General features: G+C 67.9%; 24 protein-coding genes and 1 pseudogene. 15 read left to right on the top strand and 10 right to left on the bottom strand.

From position 1 onward, the window contains the following. Together TR33_RS27490 and TR33_RS12500 are read right to left on the bottom strand one after the other, a co-directional pair. A pseudogene (locus tag TR33_RS27490) lies at nucleotides 1–88 on the bottom strand (IS5/IS1182 family transposase); the annotation flags it as partial. Nucleotides 89–107: 19 nt separating this feature from the next. After that, nucleotides 108–467 carry a transposase gene (locus TR33_RS12500; protein WP_234305833.1) on the bottom strand — a complete coding sequence of 120 codons (360 nt, stop codon included), beginning with the start codon at nucleotides 465–467 and terminating at the stop codon, nucleotides 108–110. Nucleotides 468–557: 90 nt separating this feature from the next. On the opposite strand from TR33_RS12500, the gene TR33_RS12495 reads away from it, so the two are divergent. Together TR33_RS12495 and TR33_RS12490 are read left to right on the top strand one after the other, a co-directional pair. Further along, on the top strand, nucleotides 558–1364 hold the full coding sequence (locus TR33_RS12495) for a helix-turn-helix domain-containing protein (RefSeq protein WP_084570248.1): 807 nt from the start codon (nucleotides 558–560) through the stop codon (nucleotides 1362–1364). Beyond that, nucleotides 1364–1612: a DUF397 domain-containing protein gene (locus TR33_RS12490; RefSeq protein ID WP_036567725.1), complete on the top strand. Its 249-nt coding sequence runs from the start codon at nucleotides 1364–1366 to the stop codon at nucleotides 1610–1612. Before TR33_RS12495 ends, TR33_RS12490 begins: the two co-directional genes overlap by 1 nt. Before the next feature lie 95 nt (nucleotides 1613–1707). Here TR33_RS12490 and TR33_RS12485 read toward each other — a convergent pair whose 3' ends face one another. The 3 genes from TR33_RS12485 to TR33_RS12475 form a co-directional block, all read right to left on the bottom strand. Continuing rightward, nucleotides 1708–2235 carry a DUF6879 family protein gene (locus TR33_RS12485; protein ID WP_017533375.1) on the bottom strand — a complete coding sequence of 176 codons (528 nt, stop codon included), beginning with the start codon at nucleotides 2233–2235 and terminating at the stop codon, nucleotides 1708–1710. 132 nt (nucleotides 2236–2367) lie between these two features. Continuing rightward, complete coding sequence (locus TR33_RS12480) at nucleotides 2368–3240, bottom strand: helix-turn-helix domain-containing protein (RefSeq protein ID WP_081616046.1); 873 nt, start codon at nucleotides 3238–3240, stop codon at nucleotides 2368–2370. Then, nucleotides 3237–3785, bottom strand: coding sequence for a DUF6879 family protein (locus TR33_RS12475; RefSeq protein WP_042283218.1), 549 nt, complete (start codon nucleotides 3783–3785; stop codon nucleotides 3237–3239). Before TR33_RS12475 ends, TR33_RS12480 begins: the two co-directional genes overlap by 4 nt. A 141-nt stretch (nucleotides 3786–3926) precedes the next feature. Between TR33_RS12475 and TR33_RS26590 the strand changes: the two genes are divergently transcribed. The 5 genes from TR33_RS26590 (at nucleotide 3927) to TR33_RS12455 (ending at nucleotide 8217) form a co-directional block, all read left to right on the top strand. Next, entirely contained in the window at nucleotides 3927–4070 is a 144-nt protein-coding gene (locus tag TR33_RS26590) for a hypothetical protein (protein WP_159068783.1), read from the top strand. Continuing rightward, on the top strand, nucleotides 4070–5212 hold the full coding sequence (locus tag TR33_RS12470; protein WP_026124778.1) for a methyltransferase domain-containing protein: 1143 nt from the start codon (nucleotides 4070–4072) through the stop codon (nucleotides 5210–5212). Before TR33_RS26590 ends, TR33_RS12470 begins: the two co-directional genes overlap by 1 nt. Before the next feature lie 74 nt (nucleotides 5213–5286). Continuing rightward, nucleotides 5287–6330 carry a protein-L-isoaspartate O-methyltransferase family protein gene (locus TR33_RS12465; protein ID WP_017533379.1) on the top strand — a complete coding sequence of 348 codons (1044 nt, stop codon included), beginning with the start codon at nucleotides 5287–5289 and terminating at the stop codon, nucleotides 6328–6330. A 215-nt stretch (nucleotides 6331–6545) separates the two neighbouring features. Continuing rightward, a complete protein-coding gene (locus tag TR33_RS12460) occupies nucleotides 6546–7688 on the top strand; it encodes a methyltransferase domain-containing protein (RefSeq protein ID WP_234305832.1) in 1143 nt (380 codons plus the stop codon). 37 nt (nucleotides 7689–7725) lie between these two features. Beyond that, nucleotides 7726–8217 (top strand): HIT family protein, encoded by a 492-nt coding sequence (locus TR33_RS12455; protein ID WP_042283216.1) that lies wholly within the window; start codon nucleotides 7726–7728, stop codon nucleotides 8215–8217. A gap of 39 nt (nucleotides 8218–8256) precedes the next feature. Here TR33_RS12455 and TR33_RS12450 read toward each other — a convergent pair whose 3' ends face one another. From TR33_RS12450 to TR33_RS12435, 4 genes are all read right to left on the bottom strand, one after another. Further along, entirely contained in the window at nucleotides 8257–9183 is a 927-nt protein-coding gene (locus TR33_RS12450) for an SGNH/GDSL hydrolase family protein (protein WP_017533381.1), read from the bottom strand. A gap of 52 nt (nucleotides 9184–9235) precedes the next feature. Next, nucleotides 9236–9745 (bottom strand): MarR family winged helix-turn-helix transcriptional regulator, encoded by a 510-nt coding sequence (locus TR33_RS12445; protein ID WP_017533382.1) that lies wholly within the window; start codon nucleotides 9743–9745, stop codon nucleotides 9236–9238. Nucleotides 9746–9856: 111 nt separating this feature from the next. Continuing rightward, complete coding sequence (locus TR33_RS12440; protein WP_026124780.1) at nucleotides 9857–10519, bottom strand: TetR/AcrR family transcriptional regulator; 663 nt, start codon at nucleotides 10517–10519, stop codon at nucleotides 9857–9859. A gap of 14 nt (nucleotides 10520–10533) precedes the next feature. Then, nucleotides 10534–11505: an acyl-CoA desaturase gene (locus TR33_RS12435; protein ID WP_042283214.1), complete on the bottom strand. Its 972-nt coding sequence runs from the start codon at nucleotides 11503–11505 to the stop codon at nucleotides 10534–10536. Nucleotides 11506–12048: 543 nt separating this feature from the next. On the opposite strand from TR33_RS12435, the gene glmU reads away from it, so the two are divergent. The 4 genes from glmU (at nucleotide 12049) to pth (ending at nucleotide 16187) form a co-directional block, all read left to right on the top strand. Continuing rightward, complete coding sequence (glmU, locus tag TR33_RS12430; RefSeq protein WP_084570247.1) at nucleotides 12049–13512, top strand: bifunctional UDP-N-acetylglucosamine diphosphorylase/glucosamine-1-phosphate N-acetyltransferase GlmU; 1464 nt, start codon at nucleotides 12049–12051, stop codon at nucleotides 13510–13512. Between the two features lie 20 nt (nucleotides 13513–13532). Next, on the top strand, nucleotides 13533–14501 hold the full coding sequence (locus tag TR33_RS12425; protein WP_014912904.1) for a ribose-phosphate diphosphokinase: 969 nt from the start codon (nucleotides 13533–13535) through the stop codon (nucleotides 14499–14501). Between the two features lie 355 nt (nucleotides 14502–14856). Beyond that, on the top strand, nucleotides 14857–15444 hold the full coding sequence (locus TR33_RS12420; RefSeq protein WP_041561711.1) for a 50S ribosomal protein L25/general stress protein Ctc: 588 nt from the start codon (nucleotides 14857–14859) through the stop codon (nucleotides 15442–15444). Between the two features lie 107 nt (nucleotides 15445–15551). Further along, complete coding sequence (gene pth / locus TR33_RS12415; protein ID WP_014913330.1) at nucleotides 15552–16187, top strand: aminoacyl-tRNA hydrolase; 636 nt, start codon at nucleotides 15552–15554, stop codon at nucleotides 16185–16187. 66 nt (nucleotides 16188–16253) lie between these two features. Here the strand turns inward: pth and TR33_RS12410 are convergent, their stop codons facing one another. After that, nucleotides 16254–16817 carry a TetR/AcrR family transcriptional regulator gene (locus TR33_RS12410; RefSeq protein WP_042283211.1) on the bottom strand — a complete coding sequence of 188 codons (564 nt, stop codon included), beginning with the start codon at nucleotides 16815–16817 and terminating at the stop codon, nucleotides 16254–16256. 47 nt (nucleotides 16818–16864) lie between these two features. On the opposite strand from TR33_RS12410, the gene TR33_RS12405 reads away from it, so the two are divergent. The 4 genes from TR33_RS12405 (at nucleotide 16865) to cysD (ending at nucleotide 21530) form a co-directional block, all read left to right on the top strand. Further along, nucleotides 16865–17845: a DsbA family oxidoreductase gene (locus TR33_RS12405; RefSeq protein ID WP_017533387.1), complete on the top strand. Its 981-nt coding sequence runs from the start codon at nucleotides 16865–16867 to the stop codon at nucleotides 17843–17845. A 363-nt stretch (nucleotides 17846–18208) separates the two neighbouring features. After that, complete coding sequence (locus TR33_RS12400) at nucleotides 18209–19744, top strand: sugar transferase (protein WP_042283209.1); 1536 nt, start codon at nucleotides 18209–18211, stop codon at nucleotides 19742–19744. A 3-nt stretch (nucleotides 19745–19747) separates the two neighbouring features. Next, nucleotides 19748–20539: a 3'(2'),5'-bisphosphate nucleotidase CysQ gene (locus tag TR33_RS12395; protein WP_014913556.1), complete on the top strand. Its 792-nt coding sequence runs from the start codon at nucleotides 19748–19750 to the stop codon at nucleotides 20537–20539. Nucleotides 20540–20597: 58 nt separating this feature from the next. Then, the gene (cysD, locus tag TR33_RS12390) at nucleotides 20598–21530 is read left to right on the top strand and encodes a sulfate adenylyltransferase subunit CysD (RefSeq protein ID WP_017533389.1); all 933 of its coding nucleotides are present in this window, start codon (nucleotides 20598–20600) and stop codon (nucleotides 21528–21530) included. Nucleotides 21531–21560: the final 30 nt, after the last annotated feature.

Below are 21560 nucleotides of genomic sequence, written 5' to 3'. Positions count from 1 at the left end.
GCACCAGGGGTTTGAGCGCTTCGCCGTCGTTGACGTTGGCCGCGGAGATCGCGCAGGTCAGCGGCAGCCCTTGGTTGTCGCACAGCAGATGGAGCTTGGAACCGGGTTTACCCCGGTCGGTGGGGTTTGGCCCTGTCTTCTCCCCCTCTCTTGGCGCGGATCGACTGGGAGTCGACGGTGGCGCGGGACCAGTCCAGCAGGGCCCTTCTGCCCAGCTCGTCCAGAACCGCGCGGTGGATCGTGGGCCACAGGCCTGTCGCGGTCCAGGTCTGGAACCAGCGGTGGGCGGTGGCGCGGGTGATGCCGAACAGGCCGTCGGCCTTTTCCCAGGAACAGCCCGAGGCCTGGACGAACAGCACGGTGGTCAGCACTGCTCTCTGGTCAGCGCGGGGGCGGCCGGTCTTCGGCGGCGAGGGCAGTAGCGGCTGGACGATCTCCCAGAGCCCATCGGGCAACACATCACTCACAGTCCGTGATCATGGCAGGTTCAGAGTCGTCTCGCAGGGCTTTTGAGATGAGCTCTTAGCCCGACCATCAGGCGCCGCCGTCTCGCTCGTATCCTGCGTGATCTTCGTGAGGAGTCCGGGGACACTCTTGACGTCGCCGCCAAGAAGTCAGGGGTTCCGCGAGCGACCCTGGGCAAGATGGAGACGGCTTCTCTCAAGCGGATCAGCGCAAGTCACTTGGATTCCCTCGCGAGGCTCTACCAAGTGGACAAGAGCGTTTGGGAAGGCATGCACCAACTCGCGAAGGATGCGGTGGAACTGGGGTGGTGGTCGAAGTACAAGGATGTCTTCAGGCCAGGTGGGTTGCCGTCCTTCGAAGTCGAAGCCTCGTTCATACGCGTCTACGAGGCGCAGGTGATCCCTGGCCTGTTGCAGACCCCGGCTTATACGAAAGGTGTGTTCCTGGGGGCTAACGCCTACTCGGAGGAGCGCATACGACGCCACATCCAGGCGCGTATGAAGCGCCAAGAAATCCTGAGCCGCCTCCACCCTCCGGAGTACGCGGCGGTCATCGACGAAAGTGCTCTACGCAGGCGTTCCGGTGATGCTGAGAGCATGAGGGAGCAGCTACTGCACCTCACAACGATGGCGACGCGACCCAACGTCGCGATCCAAGTGCTCCCGTTCTCTGCCGGAATGCACGCTGCCAACCTGGGCAGCTTTCAGATCATGGAGTTCTCGGAGCCCAGCGACCCCACAATCGGATACGCAGAGACGCCAACATCCACCCTTTATGTGGAGACTCTGGAAGAGATCCGCCGATATGATGCGATGTGGCGTGAAGCGAGCAGTGCTGCTCTGACCGTGGCCCAGACCATAGACTTCGTGCATGACGTCGCCGAGTCGCTAGAGGATTGATCGTGACCGACCTCGTGTTCCTTAAGAGCAGTTACAGCGGCGCCGGTGAGAACTGCGTCGAAGTAGCCCAGATCCCCGCGAAGTTCAGGAAGTCCAGCTACAGCGGCGTCAATAACAACTGTGTCGAGGTCGCTGACCTGCCCTGTGGTGCCGCCGTTCGAGACTCGAAGAACCCGGCCAAGGGCCACCTGGCCTTCGACTCCGCGGAGTGGACCGCCTTCCTCCGCTCCACCCGCGATCTCTCCTGACCCTCGGAATCACCCGGCTCACGTCTGAACTCTCCTACCTCACCCCGGGGTTCGCCAAGGCGAGCTCCGAGGGAGGCGGGTGGCACGGCCATCGTTCATGCAGCTCTGGACGCCATGTACTCCGTGAACGTCAGAGCATGATGCCACGCGGCGTCTCGTGCTCGCAGCGTGGCCAGGACAAGCTCGGGTTCCTCGGTGAGGGTCGCACCGAGGAACCGATCGCCATCGAACTCCAAACGTGCCACGGTGGTGCTGTCGAAGACCCAGAAGTCGAAGTCGGGAAGCTCCTCGACGATCGGGTGTTCACGCGGCAGGTAGCGGATGTCCTCGCCCACCCCCAGGTTGTAGGGGGTGCCCCACAGCTCCCAACGCAGATAGTCCGAGGGAGGGTCGTCGATCAACCGCACCCGTTCCATGCGCTTACCGGTGGCGAGTTCCTCCCGCATCATGCTCAGCCAAGGCCTGAACCAGTCCAGCCCTGGGTCTTCGCCGGTAAGCCATTGCTGGAACGGTCGATCCTCGTTGAGCTTGCCGTAATGCGTGCGGGTCTCAAGACGCCAGGCGGTGTGACGGTACTTGCGAAAGAGCGCGTTGAAGTCCGCTCCGCCGATGATCTCGGACATCTCACTCCTTGGGGGTAGGGGGTCTGGAGGTTGTGGCCTTCCGCCCGGATGGGACCTCTGCCGGGACTTCCAACAGGAACGAGATCTCTGTCGAGCGAGCGGACACCCGTTGCCATCACCCCTGAGCCGGGCTCATGATCGTGCGAGCTGTCGGTACTCCGACGCGATGCGCTCCAGGTGGGCGACCGCATCGTCGCCGAAGTCGGCCAACTTCTCCAGCTCGCCGAACAACTCGACATATGTGGAAATGTCGGCAGTACCGGTCAGAGTCGCGGTCGCGGTCTCCGTGCCCACCATGACGGCGTCCTCGTCATAGATATGGAACGCATTGCGCGGGAAGATCCGGACAGGAGTACTCCACGGAATGATGCCGATACCGACCTGTCCGCCTGAGCGTGCGACCTCGGCGATGTCCTCCACCTGCTTGGCCATCAACTCGGCTGAACCGGCCTGCCAGCGCAAAGCCCCTTCGGACATGATGAGCCGGTATCGAGTGGAACCCGTGGTCAGTGCCTGACGACGTCCCTGCCTCAACCTGATGGCCGCTTCGGCTTCCTCCACCGGAACCTTGTATCGAGGGACCGTATAGAGACATCTGGAGTACTCATAGGTCTGGAGGATCCCGAAGACCATCAACGGCTGAAACGAACGAACCAGTGAGGACTTCGCTTCGATCTGGGCCACTCGCTGCTGTACAGCCGGCACCCTTCGAGCAAGGATCACTCGTGTAGAGGCTTCCTCGCGTAGGGATTCGGCCAGGGCCAGTAGTTCGGCGCGTTCGTTCTCAGGGACTTCGTAGACCCGGCATAGCGCTGCCACGTCGTTCACGGACGGGAGCAGCAGTGAGCGTTCGATCTTGGAGATCTTCGACTGAGACATGCCCGCCTGCGCTCCGGCGCGAACACCGCTGATGCCGATATGCCGCCGAGCCTCCCGCAGGGCACGGGCGAGCCGGTCGCGGCCTTCCGGCCCGCGACCGGCAGGCGTGTTCTTGGGACCTGTCATACAGTCCGGGTTGCTCTCCATTCCTCGGGATGGCGGGCCCACCACCGCTCGAACGGTTCGGCGCCGGCGAGGGCCGCCTCCCTGGCCTTCTGGTAGCGCTCCAGGTTATCCATGAGCTCTCCGCCCACGAACTCGCCGCTCTCGGTGTAGTGCATACGGATGGGGTACTCGTCGTCGAGTAGCCAGAAGTCGTGGTCGACGACCTCGGCGGGGAGCTCGCGTTCGGCCAGAACCAGGACGTGGATCTCCTCGCCGGCCTCGGAGTTGAGCACGTGCCCCCACTCGCATTCGAAGCGGAGGTAGTCGTTCAGCGGAGTTCTGAGGATCCTCACTCGGTGGCGCCGGAACCCGGACTCCTTCTCCGATCGGAGCTCCGCGAGCCAGGGGTTCTTTCGATCCCAGTCCGGCTCCGGCTCGCCCGCCTTGTGTCGGGCGAAGTCTCCGCCGTCCGAACCGACGGAGTACTCCGCCAGCGTCTCCAGGCGGAAGGCGGATGCGGTCGCCTTCTCATCGAAGAACCGTACGAGTTCCTTCAGCGTGAGCATGGGGGTTCCTCCAGGGGGTCGAGGTGATTCCATCATTGCAGGAATAATTCTCTGCGTCACCCTCTTGTCACGTAGAGATTATTCCAGTAGTAATGGAATCGCCGGTGGATCGGTCACCGCGAACCCCTCAAGGAGCAGCTCATGCGAGCACCTGGCATCGCCGTGTACGGCAGGCACGAGGACAACTCCTCCTCCGACGGACACAAGCCCGAGCGCCCCATCCCGCCGCCGACCCCCGACGACGGTGGCTCCGGTGGAGGCAGGCACGAGAGGGACGACGAGTAGTGCTTCCCGCCCACGAGGAATTGGTCGCCCGCCTCGAGCAGGCGGGCGTCCTGGCCCGACACTGGCGTACCGCGTTCGAACGGGTCGAGCGGCACCGCTTTCTCCCGGATCGGTTCACCGGCCCGGACGGCGTCACCGCGGACCGTTCGCGGGATCCGGACCACTGGCTGGAACTGGCCTACGCCGACATTCCGATCGTCACCCAGGTGGACGACGGCGCCGAGAACGGTCCCGGATATCCGACCAGCTCCGCGTCCCAACCCACGATCGTCGCCGACATGCTCCGCCGACTGGACGTCTTCCCCGGAATGCGCGTGCTGGAGATCGGGACCGGCACCGGATACAACGCCGCTCTGCTCTCACAACTCCTGGGGGACGCGGCGGTGACCAGTGTCGAGATCGACGCGGACCTCGCCGAGACGGCCCGGACCCGGTTGCGCGAAGCGGGCTTCGGGACGTTCGTGGTCACCGGTGATGGAACGCTGGGATGCCCGTCCCACGCCCCTTTCGATCGGGTGATCGGTACCGCCGCGGTCCAGCGGGTCCCCTATCCCTGGATCGAGCAGACCAGGCCGGGCGGAAGGATCCTCACCCCTTGGGGAAACGCCTTCCACAACGGGGTGCTGGCCGACCTCACCGTCGGCCCGGACGCCACGGCACGCGGCCGTTTCGGGGGAGACGCGGCCTTCATGTGGGTGCGTGGTCAGCGTGTGCCCAGGCGGGTCGTCGAGACCTTCGTGCGTCCCGAGGAACAGGCCTTCGAATCCACCCGGACGGAACTGCACCCCTACGAGCCGATCGGCGACTTCGACGCGAGTTTCGCGATCGGACTGCGCATGCCCACCGTGCTGAACCGGGTCGAGTTCTCCGAGGACGATGGGCAGCGGTACACGGTGTACCTGGTGGATCCGGAGACGGCCTCCTGGGCGTCCTGGCGGATCGAGCCGGAGCACCGGGAGACCGGCCACGAGGTTCGACAGCACGGGCCTCGTGAGCTGTTCACCGAGTTGGAGACTGCCTATCGCTGGTGGCGAGAACGAGGTCGTCCGGTGCACACCAGGTTCGGTCTCACGGTGTCGGCGGAGCGACAGTCGGTCCGGCTCGACGACGAGTCCGATGTCGTCACGTGGACCGGTACCTGATCCACCCCATGGTTCTGGTCCGCACCTGAACACACGTTTTTCCTGCATAGATGACCATGACTCCAAGGAGCGCCGTGACCGACAGCCGTGTACGGGACGCCCTCGCGTCCGTTTCGGAGGACTACTACACCCGAGCCGAGGACGGAGGCCTGATCAGGCAGAGCAGTTCGGTCGAGGCCATCACCGCGATGCTGGAGCGCCTGGACGTGCGGCCGGGCATGCGGGTGCTGGAGATCGGGACCGGGTCCGGTTTCTCCGGGGCGTTGTTGGGTGAGCTGGTCGGAGAGAGCGGCTCGGTGAGCTCCATGGACGTCATCCCCGACCTGGTCGAGCGGGCCAAGGGTCTGCACTCGCGTCGGGGTGTGGACAACATCCGTGTCGTGACCGGTGACGGCGTCGCGGGGATGCCCGAGCAGGCTCCCTACGATCGGCTCGTGGCCTGGGCGGCCGGTGATCGGTTGCATCGGACCTGGGCCGACCAGTGCGTCCCCGGCGCGGTGTTGGTCGTGCCGATCACGCTCGCACCGGTGCTCCGGGCCAACGCCATCGTGCGGGCACGGCGTACCCGTGGGGGAGGTCTGGAAGCGGACCGGTTGTGGTCCGGCGGGTACGTGGAGATGTACCCCGAGGAACTCACCCAGTGGCTGGTGCCGCCGAGTGGTGTCCAGGCTCAGGCCACCGATGCGGAAGGGAATCCGTGGTGGATCAGTGGCACGTGGATCGACGAGGGTGACCGCCACGTGGCACAGAGGCTTGTGGAGACCCTCGCCTCCGAGGCCCGTGTGGAAGGGGAGCTGCTCGGCTCGGGGGAGTCGTGCGAGGACTTCCGTATCCACCTGTACGCGACCGCCTCCGCCGGGTTGAGCATGATCGGTCTGGGAGCGCGTGGCTGGGCTCCGGGACACGCCACCGCCGAGAGCGCCGCCGTGGTGTTGGGCGACGGTGGTCTGCTCACCGCGGGCGGCCCCGAATCCGCTCTGGAGCTGAAGCGCCGGGCGGAGGAATGGCGAAGCTCGGGAAGGCCCGGGGCGGGGTCGCTGATCCCCACTCTGGAAGAGGTGCGCGACGGCTGGTTCGTTCGGTCCCGGGGGATGAGGAGCTCCGTGGCGGAGGCCTGAGACCGCAGGTGACGGGGTTCGATTTATGGCCGTGGAGTGAGCGTCACCGTTCGGAAGGCCGGCGGTGGTTCGGAAGGTGGGGAACGCATGGGTGACTGTTCGGGATGTGACGGGGCGAAGTATGTCTTCGTGGGTGGCGATGGGTCGGGGCCTTGGGCGGACAAGGAGATGATCCCCTGCCCCGACTGCAAGGGCACGGGGAAGGCGTGAGGGACGTGAACAGGACTCTGGAGGAGCGCAGGGCCCGGCTCGCCGCCGGGTTGGACACCTCCGAGAACATCAGGGAGGTGTTCGCGAAGGTTCCCCGGCACCTCTTCCTCCCTGACCGGATCTGGCCCAAGGTGGTCGGGGCGCCTTTGGACCGGGACACGGACCCGGAGGGGTGGGCCGATCACGCCTACGCCGACGCCCCCGTCATCACCCAGGTCAACGGGGGTGAGGAGGGGACCGTGAACGTCCCGACCTCCTCTTCGTCCGCTCCCTCCGTGATGGCGACGATGTTGCGGGCCGCCGGGGTGCGGCAGGGGCAGAGCGTCCTGGAGATCGGCACCGGGACCGGCTTCAATGCCGCCCTGTTGTGCGAACTCGTCGGTCAGGGGGGCCGGGTCCTCACTCTGGAGATCGATCCCTCCGTGGCGGTGAGGGCACGCCGTGCTCTGGAGAGGACCGGCTACGCTCCGACGGTTCTGCTCGGTGACGGCACGGCCGGGCACGAATCGCGGGAGCGGTTCGACTCGGTGATCGCGACCTGTGCCGTGGTCCGGGTCCCGGCCGGATGGTTCGAACGGACCCGGGCCGGAGGGGTCGTCGTCCTGCCCTGGTCTCCTGGTGTGACGCTTCCCGGTGGGATGATGGCCCGTTTGGTCGTGGACGCGCTCACGAGATCCGGCGAAGGGCGGTTCGCTGGCGGGGCCGACTTCATGCCGGCGCGTGAACAACGGTCTCGGCGGGGAGCGCCGCCCGACCGCGGGAAGGTCGCCGACCGGGTGTGGCGGGTGCCGGGAGACGCGCGTGATCTGATCCTGAGTGGTGCGGGGCCTCAGATGGCCCTGATGAACCCCGGTACGGCGATGGGGTTCCAGCCGGTTGACGGGGGAGGGAGTCTCGTGTGGCTCGCGGAGCCCGAGTCCTCCTCCTGGGCACGCCTCCACGCGGATGGGCGAATGGAACAGGGTGGTCCCGGGCAGCTCGGAGAACGGATATGGACCTCGTACGAGTGGTGGAAGGCTCAGGGGAGCCCCGACCTGACCGAGTACGGGCTGACCGTCACCGCCGAGGGAGAGCATCGCGTGTGGTTGCGGTCGCCGTCAGGACCGAGTTGGACCCACCTACCCGTCCGACCGCACACGACCGTGTAGTCCTATGACATCCGACCGGACCTCGATCCCAAGGAGCATGGTGAGTACCGCCCCTTCCACCCCCGCGTGTGTTTTCTGCGAGATCGTGGCCGGGCGATCTCCGGCCCATCGGATCTGGGAGGACGAGGCGCATCTGGCGTTCCTGTCGATCTTCCCCAACACCGAGGGTTTCTCCGTCGTCATCCCCAAGGCCCACCGCACGAGCTACGTGGTGGACCTGGAACCGGAGGAGTACACCGCCCTCCACTTGGCCGCGCGGGAGGTCGCCCGCCGGTTGGACGCCGCCTTCCCCGACGTGGCCCGGACCGGGATCATGTACGAGGGCTACGGAGTCGATCACGCGCACGCCAAGCTCTTCCCGATGCACGGAACGGCGGGCAACGCGGGGGAGGACTGGCGGGAGGTGGCCTCGCCGATCGACGGCTACTTCGACCTGTACCAGGGCTATCTGTCCTCGCACGACCATCACAGGGCCGATGACGCCCGGCTCGCGGAGGTCGCCCGCCGCGTCAGGAACGCCGCTTCCTGAACCGCGCGCGCTCCGGCCGGGCCGACGATCCTCCCGTGCCTAACCGAGTCGTTCCTGGAAGGCCTCGGCGATGGTGCGGGCACCGGCGGGGTTGGTGTGGATGTCGGGCCCTCGAGCGGTGTCGCACATCCAGGTGAGGGCGCAGACGGCGCGCAGGTCGGCGGGCAGCCCGGCCCCGTCGCCCTCGGAGGGGGTCTCGGCGCCGGCCGCCTGGAAGGCCCCGGCCACGTCGGCGACCTCGATGCCGGCGGCCTCATAGGAATCGACGAGCGAGGCGTTGACCGCGTCGATGATCTCGACGGTGCGGGCGGCCGGTCCGCTCTCGGAGGTCGCCGCCTCGGGGCCGGTCACCAGGGCCAGGGCCTGGAACGGGTTGTAGTAGGTCATCGCCACGATCCGGGTGTCCGGTGACGCCGCTTCGACCAGACGTTCGGCGATCACGGGGACCTCGGTCTCCAGCCGCTCCAGCCCGTCCGCCACGCACTCCTCGTTCACCCCGAGGGCGTCGGGGTCGATCTCGGCCTCGGGATCGGAGGGGACGCCGTTCACACAGCCGGTGAAGTTGTTGCCGCCGATGGTGAGGGTGACCAGGTCGACCCGGTCGCCGTGCTCCTCCAGGAAGGCCACGGCACGGTCGAGTTGGGAGTCGCCCTCATAACGGAGATCGCACCGCATGAGCCCGCCCTCGATGAAGGTGGTGGTGTCCTCGCCGCCGCACCCCATGCGTTCATGGACGAGCGTGGAGTCCTCGTCCTTTAGCGTGCGGTACAGGACGTCCGTGTAGCCCTCGGAGGTCTCCACCGGCACCCCGGATTCGTCGGGCTGCACACCGACGGTCAACGAGTCGCCGAGGGAGAGGTAGTGGCTTTGTGGGGCCGCCCTCTCCTGAGGCTCCTCGTCGGCCGGTGCCGAACAGGCCGTGATCGTCAGCGCCGCGGCGAGGGCGGCCGTCCATCGGATTCTCACAGTGCTCTCCGACCGGGATCGTGTGCGGGGACCGGCGCGCTCGGCGTACGCCCTAGTTCTGTGGGCCGGAGGGCGTTCTGTCGAGCGGCGCCAGAAGGCTTCTCAGTAACGATGCCAGTTGTTCGCGCTCGTCGGTGGGCATGGGGGCGAGGAGTGTCTCCTCGTAGCTCAGCAACGACTCCAGTGCGGCGTCGATCCGTTCGGCGCCCTTGTCGGTGAGCCGGACCAGGACCCCGCGTTTGTCGGCGGGGTCGGGGCGCCGGCGGACGAGGTCGGCGGCGGCCAGCCGGTCGACCCGGTTGGTCATGGTGCCGGAGGTGACCAGGGTGGCCCTGAGCAGGCGACCGGGGCTCAGCTCGTAGGGAGGGCCCGAGCGGCGCAGCTCGGAGAGGACGTCGAACTCCCAGGGTTCCAGGGCGTGTTCGGTGAAGACGGTGCGTCGAGCGCGGTCCAGGTGGCGGGCGAGCCGGGACACCCGGCTGAACACCTCCAGCGGGGTCACGTCCAAGTCCGGCCGTTCGGAGCGCCACGCCTCCAACAGCCCATCCACCTCATCGCACATGAGGACAGCATATCTCTTGACATCAAGATAGTGGGGCGGGTATGCCGTTGCACACCCGCCCCACACGCGACCTGGGGCGACGCCGGTCCCGTGGACGGCGCTGCGGAGGGGTCAGCCGGAACGTCCCCGACGGTGCTCCTCGCCCAGACTCGGCTTCGCCTCCAGGGAGGAGAGACCGTTCCAGGCCAGGTTGACCAGATGGGCCGCGACCACCTCGCGCTTGGGCTTGCGCACCTCCAGCCACCACTGGCCGGTCAGCGCCCACATACCGACCAGGGCCTGCGCGTACATGGGGGCGAGCGCCGGGTCGTAACCGCGTTCGGCGAACTCGTCGGCCATGATGTGCTCGACCTGGCTGGCGATGTCGTTGATCAGGCTGGCGAAGCTACCTGTTCCGGAGGCGACGTGGGAGTCCCGGGTGAGCACCCGGAAACCGACGCTGTCCTCCTCGACGTAGCGCAGCAGGGCCAGGGCCGCCTTCTCGATCTTGCTCCGGGCGTGATCGGCGGTGAGGGCCTCGCCCATCATGTCCAGGAGCGTGCGCATCTCCCGGTCCACGACGACGGCGTAGATGCCCTCCTTGCCGCCGAAGTGCTCGTAGACCACGGGCTTGGACACACCGGCCCGAGCGGCGATCTCCTCGACGGAGGTCGCGTCGAACCCTCGTTCGGCGAACAGCTCCCGGCCGATCCCCAACAGCTGTTGCCGACGCTCCTTGCCCGTCATGCGCTTGCGGCGCACGCGGGTCCTCTGTTCGCTGTCGGCTGCTCCCATGATGGTTACCGATCCTAGACCTTGACCCGCTTCGCGGCGAGTCGTTCGTTGTTGGGCCAGCGGACCTTGGAGGCCCAGCCGATCTTCTCGAAGGCCCAGATGACCCGGGCGGAGATGTCGATCTGACCCTTGAGGACGCCGTGACGTGCGCAGGTCGGGTCGGCGTGGTGCAGGTTGTGCCAGGACTCGCCGAAGGAGGGGATGGCCAGCCACCACACGTTGCGGGACCGGTCGCGGACCTCGAAGTTCTCCTCGCCCATGGTGTGGCAGATGGAGTTGATCGACCAGGTGACGTGGTGCAGCAGCGCGACGCGGACCAGACCGGCCCAGAAGAACGCGGTGACGGCGCCCCACCAGGACATGGTCACCAGACCGCCGATGACGGCCGGGGCGAAGAGGGAGAAGAGCACGATCGGCATGAACAGCCGGTCGACGAAGACGACGTCCTTGTCCTTGAGCAGGTCCGGGGTGAAGCGGCGCGGGGAGGTCTTCTTCTCGTCCAGGTACATCCAGGCCATGTGCGCGTAGTACATGCCCTTGGCCACGGACTTCCAGTCGTCGCCGAAGCGCCACGGGGAGTGCGGGTCGCCCTCGGCGTCGGCGTACTTGTGGTGGCGGCGGTGGTCGGCCACCCACTTGATGACGCTGCCCTCGATGGCCATGCTGCCCGCGATCGCCAGGGCGATCCGCAGCGGCCGGTTGGCGCGGAAGGAACCGTGTGTGAAGTGCCGGTGGAAGCCGACGGTGATGCCGAGACCGCTGATCACGTAGAAGACCACGGCGATGACGATGTCCGTCACCGACAGGCCCCAGCCCCAGAAGAAGGGCACCGCGCCCAGGAGCGCGAGGAGCGGCACGAAGACGAAGGCGAACACGGTGTAGCGCTCGGCCTTGCCCCTCAGCTCGGGCTCGTACTCGGGGATCGCCTCGCGTTTGGGGTGCGTCATGGCGGTGCCTTCCGCGGGTAGTTCGGGAGCAGTGGTCATGGTCTCGCACACCTCGTCACGGAGAACGTCGTCACTGGTCAGAACGGCGTCACAGGGGTGTGGAGCACCCGTGGGGACGGTCTAACCTATTCCTACGTAACCGTAACCTACGAACCCGTAGGTTTGGCAAGCCCTCCCTGGAAGGCGCTATGTTGGTGACGGACGCACGGGCCGAAGGCCCGGCGCGTTCCCGGATGATGTAATCGGCAGCATGTGGGGTTTTGGTCCCCATCGTCCAGGTTCGAGCCCTGGTCCGGGAGCTGTTCCCGACCCTGATCGCCCCCTCGCTCCGGGGTGCGGAGGGTCCACGGCGGCGCAACTCACATCCGGCGCCGCTTCCCGGGCCCTCAAGGGTGTGCGGACACCCCGCCGGACGGGCGCCCTCGTCAACGTGCGCCGCCACCGGGGGGCGCTCGTGACGCGCATGTATCCTTCCCCTGTCGGCCGCTGGTCATCCGACGGCCGCCCGCGCGGCATGCGGGACGCGCCGCCGAAGGGTGAGCCGACTGTTCATGTGCCAGCTATCACGAGGGGTCTCCTCCAGTGAGCGTGAAACGCCCGGCTGCCGTCATCGTCCTCTCCGCGGGAGAGGGCACCCGGATGAAGTCGAAACTCCCCAAGATGCTTCACGAGATCGCGGGCCGCAGCATGCTGGGCCACGTCCTCGAAGCGGCTCGGGCGACCGACCCGGAGCACACCGTCGTGGTCCTGGGCCACAAGCGGGAGCGCATCGCCCAGCACCTGGATCGAGTCGCCCCCGAGGCGCTCACCGCGGTCCAGGAAGAGCAGAACGGCACCGGTCACGCGGTGCGCATGGCTCTGGAGGACCTGGCCGACAAGGGTCTGAAACTCACCGGCACGGTCGTTCTCACCTGTGGCGACACACCTCTGCTCCGCGGTGAGACGCTCAACGGCCTGATCGCCGAGCACGAGCGCGAGGGCAACGCGGTGACCGTCCTGTCCGCCCGGGTCCCGGATCCGCACGGCTACGGTCGCATCGTCCGCGACGACGCGGGCTCCTTCACCGAGATCGTCGAACACGCCGACGCCACCCCCGAACAGCTCGCGATCGACGAGATCAACTCGGGCATGTACGCCTTCGACGGCTCCCTGCTGACCGAGGTCGTCCAGCGTCTGTCCAGCGACAACGCCAAGGGCGAGGAGTACATCACCGACGTGGTGTCCCTGCTGCGCGGCGACGGCCACCGTGTCGGCGCCTGGAGCACCGCGGACCGCCACGAGGTCCAGGGCGTCAACAACCGCGTCCAGCTCGCCGAGGCCCGGCGCCTGCTCAACGAGCGCCTCCTCGAACAGCACATGCTCGCCGGGGTCACCATCGTCGACCCCGCGACGACCTGGATCGACTCCGAGGTGAGCATCGGCGTGGACACCGTGGTGCTCCCCGACAGCCGCCTGTACGGAACCACCAGGATCGGCGAGGACGCCCGGATCGGCCCCGGCGCCGACCTTCGCGACACCGTCGTCGGCGACGGCGCCGAGGTGCGCGAGACCACCGCCGACCGCGCGGAGATCGGTCCCGAGACCACCGTCGGTCCCTACACCTACCTCCGGCCGGGCACCCGCCTGGCCGAGCGGGCCAAGGCCGGAGCCTTCGTCGAGGTCAAGAACTCGAACGTCGGCACCGGTTCCAAGATCCCGCACCTGACCTACGTGGGCGACGCCGACATCGGCGTGGGCAGCAACATCGGCTGCTCCTCGGTGTTCGTCAACTACGACGGGGTCGACAAGTCCCGGAGCACCATCGGCGACCACGTGCGCATCGGCAGCGACAACACCATCGTCGCGCCGGTGACCGTCGGCGACGGTGCCTACTCCGGGGCCGGGACGGTGGTCCGCGAGGACGTTCCGCCGGGTGCACTCGCCGTCTCCGAGGGGCACCGGCAGCGCAACGTCGAGGGCTGGACGCGTCGCAAGCGTCCGGGAACGGCCTCCGCCGAGGCGGCGGAGGAGGCGGAACGGCGTAGAGCCGACTCCGCGAACGAGTAGTGACTGTGGGGGAGAAACACGTGACCGGGATGAAGGCCACCGGACAGAAACAATTGATGCTTTTCTCGGGGCGCACGCACCCCGCGCTGGCCGAGGAGGTGGCCAAGGAACTGGGGATCGACGTGGTCCCCACCCGGTTCGACACCTTCGCCAACGGAGAGATCTTCGTCCGCTACCTGGAGTCGGTACGCGGTTCGGACGCCTTCGTGATCCAGTGCCACGCGGACCCGATCAACGAGTCCATCATGGAGCAGCTGATCATGGTGGACGCCCTGAAGCGGGCCTCCGCCAAGCGGATCACCGTGGTCACGCCGTTCTTCGGCTACGCGCGTCAGGACAAGAAGCACCGCGGCCGCGAGCCCATCTCCGCCCGCCTGATGACGGACCTGTTCCGGACCGCGGGCGCGGACCGGATGATGGCCGTCGACCTGCACACGGACCAGATCCAGGGCTTCTTCGACGGCCCGGTCGACCACCTGTTCGCGCTGCCGATCCTGGCCGACCACATCGCCGGGCGGGTCGACCGGTCCCAGATCACGGTGGTCTCCCCGGACGCCGGCCGTGTGCGCACCGCCGACCGTTGGGCCGACCGTCTGGGCGCCCCGCTGGCGATCATCCACAAGCGGCGTGACCCCGACGTCGCCAACGAGGTGAAGGTCCACGAGGTCGTCGGTGAGGTCAAGGGCCGCGTCTGCGTCCTGGTCGACGACATGATCGACACCGGCGGCACCATCGTGAAGGCCTCCGAGGCCCTCTTCGAGCAGGGCGCGGCCAAGGTCCTGGTCGCGGCCACGCACGGTGTGCTGTCCGGGCCGGCGGCCGAGCGTCTACAGAACTCCCGGATCTCCGAAGTGGTGATCACGAACACCCTTCCGGTCCCCGAGGAGCGTTCCTTCGAGAAGCTGACCCAGCTCTCGATCGCCCCGCTGGTGGCACGTGCCGTCAACGAGGTGTTCACCGACGGCTCGGTCACGAGCCTGTTCGAGTAACCCCCCGGGTCATGACATGCCCCACAGGGGCCGCCCGGTCCGCCGGGGGTCTCTGTGGGGCATGTACGGAGTCGTCACCGGAACCAGTAGACTTGGCCGAGTGTCCCCGTGCCCGGACGGATTCCACGTGTCTTCGTGTGTAACCGTTCGGAAACAACGCGGGCAGGGGTGCGCGACGAGCGTTCCCGGGCCGAAACGGGTCCGGTGACGGCTCGCCGGGCACGCCTGGAACCAAGGCGGTCGAGTCCCCTGCCAGCCGGGCGACCCCGTCGTATTCTCCGCCGAGGGCGAGAATCGTTCGTACTAATGGAGTCGTGTTCCCCGTGTTGCGGGGTTGAACCCGAGGAGTTTTGTCGTGTCCGAGGTACGTATCGCTGCCGAGCCCCGCACGGAATTCGGCAAGGGCGCCTCCCGTCGCGCCCGCCGCGCGGGTAAGGTGCCGGCCGTCCTCTACGGCCACGGCACCGAGCCCCGCCACCTGAACCTTCCGGGCCACGAGCTCATGCTCGCCCTGAAGACCCCGAACGTCCTGATCCGTCTCGACGGTCTGGACAAGAACAACCTCGCCCTGCCCAAGAGCGTGCAGCGCGACGCGATCAAGGGGTTCCTGGAGCACGTCGACCTGCTGGTCGTCACCAAGGGCGAGAAGGTCGAGGTCGAGGTGCCCCTGGTCCTGACCGGCGAGGTCAAGGCCCCGGGTGTTCTCAACCAGGAGCTGGTGACCGTGCGCGTCGAGGTCGAGGCCCACAACATCCCCGGCCAGGTCGAGTTCGACATTCAGGGTCTGGAGATCGGTGCCGTCCCCACCGCCGGTGAGGTCGTGCTGCCCGAGGGCGCCACGCTCATCGACGACCCGGAGACCACGGTCCTGACCGTCTCCGCGCCGCGCGTGGCCGATGAGCCGGAGACCAGCACCGAGGCCGCCGAGGCCGCCGCCGAGTAGTTCGGTGTGCGCATTCCACGCTTCGAGTTCGAACGCGCGGTCCCTTCCGGGGTCCGCGCGTTCGGCGTTTCGGGTTCAGGGTGGACCGACCCCGATAGGCTCGCGGCATGTGGGGCTTGTTGAGCAGGTTGGGCGTCGGGAAGAACAAGGACGACGAGGACATGGCGGAGAGCGAACGTTGGTTGGTGGTGGGGTTGGGCAACCCCGGCCCCAAGTACGCGGGGAATCGGCACAACGCCGGGTTCATGGTGGTGGACGCCCTCGCGGCCGACAAGGGTGAGCGCTGGAAGGCGCACAAGGCCAACGCCGACGTCGTGGAGACGCGGATCGACGGTGCCTCCGTGGTCCTGGCCAAGCCCCGCACCTTCATGAACGTGTCCGGGGGGCCGATCGCCGGTCTGGCGAAGTTCTACAAGGTCCCGATGGAGCGGATCGTCGTCGTGCACGACGAGATGGACATCGACTACGGGGCGCTCAAGCTCAAGCGGGGCGGCGGTTCCGGTGGCCACAACGGCCTGAAGTCGACCACGGCCTCGCTGTCCGGGCCGGACTACCTGCGGGTGCGCTTCGGTGTGGGGCGTCCGCCCGGTCGGATGGATCCGGCCGTCCACGTATTGCGCGACTTCTCCTCGACGGAGCGCCCCGAGTTGGAACTGAACGTCGAACGTGCCGCCGACGCGGTCCGCACGATCCTCACCGAGGGGTTGGGTCGGGCCCAGAACGTCTTTCACACCGCGGCCTGAGGGTCGCGGTCGCGAACGTCCCCGTCCCGGGTGCTCCGGGGCGGGGACGTTCGTCGTCGCGGGGGATCACGTGGTGAGCAGGATCCAGGTGTCGCGGGCGTCGGTGGTGGGGGAGCGGTCGGTCTCGGCCGCGGAGGCGATCGCTCCGACCAGGGCGCCCGCGACGAAGGAGGCGTGCAGGGTCGGGGGCACGTCGGAGTGGCGGGCCGGTCGCCTACCGGCGTCGAATCCGGTGAGCAGCTCTCGGGCGACGCGTTCGCGCAGGACCTCGGCGAAGCGGGAGCCTCCTCGCTCGGTGAACATCCTGCGGTAGAGGACGGCGTTGTCGGCCACGTGCGAGAACAGGTCGACCAGGGGCGCGGGGGTGGCGCCGTCGGGTGAGTCCAGGGGGCACAGCGCGGCGCATTCGGCGACGTGGGACACCGCGTCCTCCATGGCGTCGGCGACCAGGGCGTCCAGGTCCGCGTAGTGCTGGTAGGCGGTGGCCCGGTTGATCTCGGCCCGTCGCGCGACGGCGGACATGGTGAGGGAGGAGAGCTCTCGTTCCTCGGACAGTGACAACAGTGCGGCGCGCAGGCGCTCTCGGGTACGTCGGACCCGGGGATCGTCGGGGTTCATGATCCACAGCATAAACGACAGGTGTTGCTTTAACAACGCTTGTCGTTTATCTTCATGGCATGAGGATCGAGATCTGGGCGGACGTGGTCTGCCCCTGGGCCTACATCGGCAGGCGTCGGCTGGAGCGGGCGCTGCGGAATCACGAGGGCGAGAAGGTCGAGGTCGTGTGGCGGCCCTACCTGATCGACCCCGCGGCCCCCGCCGTGTCCGAACCCTTGGATGAGGCGGTGCGCGACCCCTTCGTCGAGGACGCGATGCTCTCCTGTGGCCCGGCGGGCACGACTCTGGAGGAGAACTGGGCCCGGGTGTCGGAGATCGCCGCGGCCGAGGGGCTCGGGGATCGCTGGGGTGCCGCGTGGCGTGTCGACAGCCGGCGCGCCCACCGTCTGCTGGCCCTGGCCGAGGAGGAGGGCGGCCCCGCTCTCCAGGACGCCGTGGCCGAACGGGTCCTGCGCGCCCACTTCGTGGAGGAACGGGACATCGGCGACCCGGAGGTCCTGGCGGCGCTCGCCGCCGAGGCCGGGTTCGAGCGGGGCGGGTCCGTTCTGGCCGACGGGGGCGGCGAGCGGCTCGTGCGCGAACGCCTCCTCGTCGGCAAGGCCGAGGGGGTGGCGACCTCGCCGACCTTCGTCCTCAACGGGATGTCCCTGGCCGGCGCCCAGCCCTCCGAACTCATCGAGGAGTTTCTGGGGGAGGCCGCTCGGCGGAGCCCCCGGAGGCTCCCGGAGGAGGTGGAGCGGTTGCGTCGAGCCGAGGCGTTGGTCGACCTGCGCGACCCTTTGGGAGCCCTCGAACTCCTGGGCCCCCTGCTGGAGGAGCACGGTTCCGACCGGGCGCTCCGCCTGCTCGCCGCCCGCGCCTACTACCACTCGGCCCAGCTGGGTCGGGCGCGCCGGACCTTGGAAGGGCTGATCGCCGACGGGGCCGACGACGCCTACGCCCACCTGCTTCTGGGGACCACGCTCCGTAGGCAGGGGGAGAAGGAGGCGGCCGGGCCGCACCTGCGGCTGGCCGCCGTGATGGACCCGAGCCTGGCCTGAGCCCGGAAGGGTCGTCTCCGGTGGGACGTGCTCCACGCCCCGGCCGAGGTGTTCTCCTCGGCCGGGGCGATCACGTTCCGCACAGGGTTTCGGTCGCAGGCGCCGGGCGGTTCGGTTCTGACCCTCGGGGGTGGGCCGAGGAAGGCCTTTCCGGTCTCGGGATAGCCACATTCTCCCCTTGAGCAGGACTTCTTCCTTGACAAGCAACAACTCCGAGCGACTTCTCGACTACTTTTAGCTACTGTTCGGGTTGGCAGTAGGTGTTCTGCGCCCGATGGCGCGCCCCGCTCATACCCTCCACATGAGCCCCATGGCGCCAGGGGCGACTACTCAAGGTGAGTGTCTGAAACCTGAGGGGAAGACGTGGTCACAGGTAGCGGGACCATCCAGGGAGAACCCACCGTCCGGCCGGCGCCGCGTTCGGAGACGGACACCTCGGCCGGGCCGAAGGGCGGCGGCCATCGACGTCCGCCGATCCGGCCGTCCGGAGGCGGAACCCGCGCCTGGGTACGCCCCTACATCGTCGGCCTGGTCGGACTCGACCTGATCGCCGCCCTGACCGCGACCCTCGCAGGCACCGCGGCCCGGTTCCATGACGCCCTCGCGGCGACCACCACCGCGCCCTACCTGGCCCTCTCGCTCGTACTGCCCCTGGTCTGGGTGGTCTTCGTCCGACTCGGAGGCGGGTACGAACGTCGCTTCCTGGGTGTGGGCACCGAAGAGTACCGCCGGGTCGCGGTGGCCGGAACGCTGCTGGCCGCGACCGTCGCCATCGGGGCCTACGCCGTCAAGTTCGACCTCGCCCGCGGTTACGTGCTCGTCACCCTGCCCCTGCTCGTCCTGCTCAGCCTCGGTCTGCGCTACGCGCGCCGCAAGGCCCTGCACCGGAGCCGTCGGGTCGGTGCGTGCATGAGCGGCGTGGTGGTCGTCGGGTATCGGAACGCCGCCGGTGAGCTCATCACGCGCTTTCGCGACGAGATCTACCACGGCATGCGGGTCGTGGGCGTGTGCCTGCCCGCGCACGAGACGGACCTGAGCGAGGTGGAGGGCTGTCCGGTCCTGGGCACCTTCGCCGACGCGGCCGACGCCGCCGCCCTGGTCGACGCGGACACGGTCGCCGTCCTGGCCTGTCCGGAGATGGACGGGGTGGCACTGCGTCGGCTGGCCTGGGAGCTGGAGAAGAGCGGGACCGACCTCACCGTCGCCTCGGCCCTCATGGAGGTCGCGGGCCCGCGCACCAGCATCCGTCCGGTCGCCGGTCTGCCCCTCCTCCACGTGGAACACCCCGAGCTGGTCGGGGCCCGGCGGCTGATCAAGGGGGTCTTCGATCGCTGCGCCGCCTCCCTGGCCCTCCTCCTGCTCTCACCCCTGTTCATCGTGCTGTTCGTGCTCATTCGGGCCGAGGGGGACGGGCCGGCACTGTTCCGACAGACCCGTGTGGGTCGGGACGGGGGCGAGTTCACCGTGTACAAGTTCCGTACGATGGTGGTCGGCGCCGAGACTTTGAAGTCGGTGCTACAACCCCGAAACGAGCACGACGGTGTGCTCTTCAAGATGCGTCGAGACCCCCGCGTCACCCCTGTCGGGGCATGGTTGCGGCGCTACTCCCTCGACGAGCTTCCCCAGCTCGTCAACGTGGTGCGCGGAGAGATGTCGCTCGTCGGTCCCAGGCCGCCGCTGCCGGAGGAGGTCGCCCGCTACGGGCACGACGTCCGTCGGAGATTGGTGGTCAAACCGGGATTGACGGGTCTTTGGCAGGTCAGCGGTCGTTCCGACCTCTCTTGGGAGGAATCGGTCCGCCTGGATCTGCGGTACGTGGAAAACTGGTCGCTGACGTTGGACATCCAGATCCTGTGGAAGACGTGGTCAGCGGTGATCCGTGGGGCGGGAGCTTACTAGCCGGTGAAGAGTATCCGAAACGATCATGAGGTGGCCCGGGACCTGGCCTCCGAGGCCGGTCAGCTGTTGCTGCGCCTGCGAGCCCGGCACGGCTTCGACGAGCCGGAGGTACTGCGCACGCTGGGGGACCGGACCTCGCACGAGTTCCTCTTCTCGGCGCTCGGGCGGCTGCGTCCCAGTGACGCGGTGCTGTCGGAGGAGGGTGTCGACGATCAGTCGAGGCTGAAGGCGCGACGGGTGTGGATCATCGACCCGTTGGACGGCACCCGGGAGTTCTCCGAGCCCGGCCGTACCGACTGGGCCGTGCACGTGGCGCTGTGGGAGAACGGCGAGCTGGTCGCGGGGGCGGTCGCGCTCCCCTCCCAGGGGAGCTGCCTGTCCACGGTGGATCCGCCCTGGCTCCCGGAGGAGCGGCCGGAGGGGCAGCGTCTGCGGATCACCGCCAGCCGCACCAGGCCTCCGGCGTTCGTGCAGCGCATGGCCACCCAGATGGGGGCCGAGGTCGTCCCGATGGGTTCGGCGGGGGCGAAGATCTGCGCCGTGATGCTCGGGATCGCCGACATCTACGTGCACGCGGGCGGACAGTACGAGTGGGACAGCGCCGCGCCGGTGGCGGTGGCGCGCGCCGCGGGGTTGCACGCCTCCCGGATCGACGGGTCCGAATTGCGCTATAACGTGGCGGACCCGCTACTCCCCGATATCCTTGTATGCCGATCGGAATTGTCGGGTATGTTGTTGGCGAGCATCCGCGACGGCGCGGACCTAGATAGCGCCGGTCCACACGCGGGGGGCTGAACGGTAAGGACCCTCCGCCTGGGTCCGGTCGTGTGTCGGTACTTCTAAGGCGGATTCCATGGGTCAGGCGAGTCAGCAGACCCTCGGGCGCTACCAGCTCTCCCAGCTGGACGTTCTCGAGGCCGAGTCGATCTTCATCATGCGCGAGGTGGCGGCCGAGTTCGAGCGGCCGGTCCTGCTCTTCTCCGGCGGCAAGGACTCCATCGTGATGCTCCGTCTGGCGGAGAAGGCCTTCTGGCCGGGGCCGATCCCCTTCCCCGTCATGCACGTGGACACCGGCCACAACTTCGACGAGGTCATCGAGTTCCGCGACCGTCGGGTGAAGGAGGCCGGGGTCCGCCTGGTCATCGCCTCGGTCCAGGAGCAGATCGACGCGGGCAAGGTCGTCGAGCCCACCGGCCGCTGGGCCGGACGCAACCGCCTCCAGACCTCCGCGCTGCTGGAGGCGATCGAGGAGCACGGCTTCGACGCGGCCTTCGGGGGCGCGCGTCGTGACGAGGAGAAGGCCCGGGCCAAGGAACGGGTCTTCTCCTTCCGCGACGAGTTCGGCCAGTGGGACCCCAAGAATCAGCGTCCCGAGCTCTGGAACGTGTACAACACCCGGATCGATCGGGGTGAGCACATCCGGGTCTTCCCCATCTCCAACTGGACCGAGCTGGACGTGTGGGAGTACATCAAGCGGGAGCGGCTGGACCTGCCCTCGATCTACTACGCGCATCGACGCGAGGTCTTCGAGCGCGACGGCATCCTGCTCGCCGCCTCCCCGATCATCCCGAGGGACGAGACCGAGGTGCCCTTCACCGAGACCGTGCGCTACCGCACGGTCGGCGACCTGACCTGCACCGGGGCGGTCAAGTCCACCGCGGTGGAGCTGGACGACATCATCGCCGAGATCGCGGCCACCCGGATCACCGAGCGCGGCCAGACCCGCGCCGACGACCGGGCCGGAGAGGCCGCCATGGAGGACCGCAAGCGCGAGGGCTACTTCTAGCTCGCGCGCAGGCGAGACCTCCCCTTTCAG

This window comes from Nocardiopsis alba (assembly GCF_000710955.1).
GTDB lineage: Bacteria > Actinomycetota > Actinomycetes > Streptosporangiales > Streptosporangiaceae > Nocardiopsis > Nocardiopsis alba.
The sequence above is the reverse complement of the archived record's forward strand: the minus strand, read 5'-3'. Positions and strand labels throughout refer to the sequence as shown.

Bases quoted from the DNA above. Each gene is read 5' to 3' on its own strand.
- TR33_RS12485 (WP_017533375.1), bottom strand. From the start codon at position 2,235: ATGTCCGAGATCATCGGCGGAGCGGACTTCAACGCGCTCTTTCGCAAG.
- TR33_RS12480 (WP_081616046.1), bottom strand. From the start codon at position 3,240: ATGACAGGTCCCAAGAACACGCCTGCCGGTCGCGGGCCGGAAGGCCGC.
- TR33_RS12475 (WP_042283218.1), bottom strand. From the start codon at position 3,785: ATGCTCACGCTGAAGGAACTCGTACGGTTCTTCGATGAGAAGGCGACC.
- TR33_RS26590 (WP_159068783.1), top strand. From the start codon at position 3,927: ATGCGAGCACCTGGCATCGCCGTGTACGGCAGGCACGAGGACAACTCC.
- TR33_RS12455 (WP_042283216.1), top strand. From the start codon at position 7,726: ATGGTGAGTACCGCCCCTTCCACCCCCGCGTGTGTTTTCTGCGAGATC.
- TR33_RS12445 (WP_017533382.1), bottom strand. From the start codon at position 9,745: ATGTGCGATGAGGTGGATGGGCTGTTGGAGGCGTGGCGCTCCGAACGG.
- TR33_RS12440 (WP_026124780.1), bottom strand. From the start codon at position 10,519: ATGGGAGCAGCCGACAGCGAACAGAGGACCCGCGTGCGCCGCAAGCGC.
- TR33_RS12435 (WP_042283214.1), bottom strand. From the start codon at position 11,505: ATGACCACTGCTCCCGAACTACCCGCGGAAGGCACCGCCATGACGCAC.
- pth (WP_014913330.1), top strand. From the start codon at position 15,552: ATGTGGGGCTTGTTGAGCAGGTTGGGCGTCGGGAAGAACAAGGACGAC.
- TR33_RS12410 (WP_042283211.1), bottom strand. From the start codon at position 16,817: ATGCTGTGGATCATGAACCCCGACGATCCCCGGGTCCGACGTACCCGA.
- TR33_RS12405 (WP_017533387.1), top strand. From the start codon at position 16,865: ATGAGGATCGAGATCTGGGCGGACGTGGTCTGCCCCTGGGCCTACATC.
- cysD (WP_017533389.1), top strand. From the start codon at position 20,598: ATGGGTCAGGCGAGTCAGCAGACCCTCGGGCGCTACCAGCTCTCCCAG.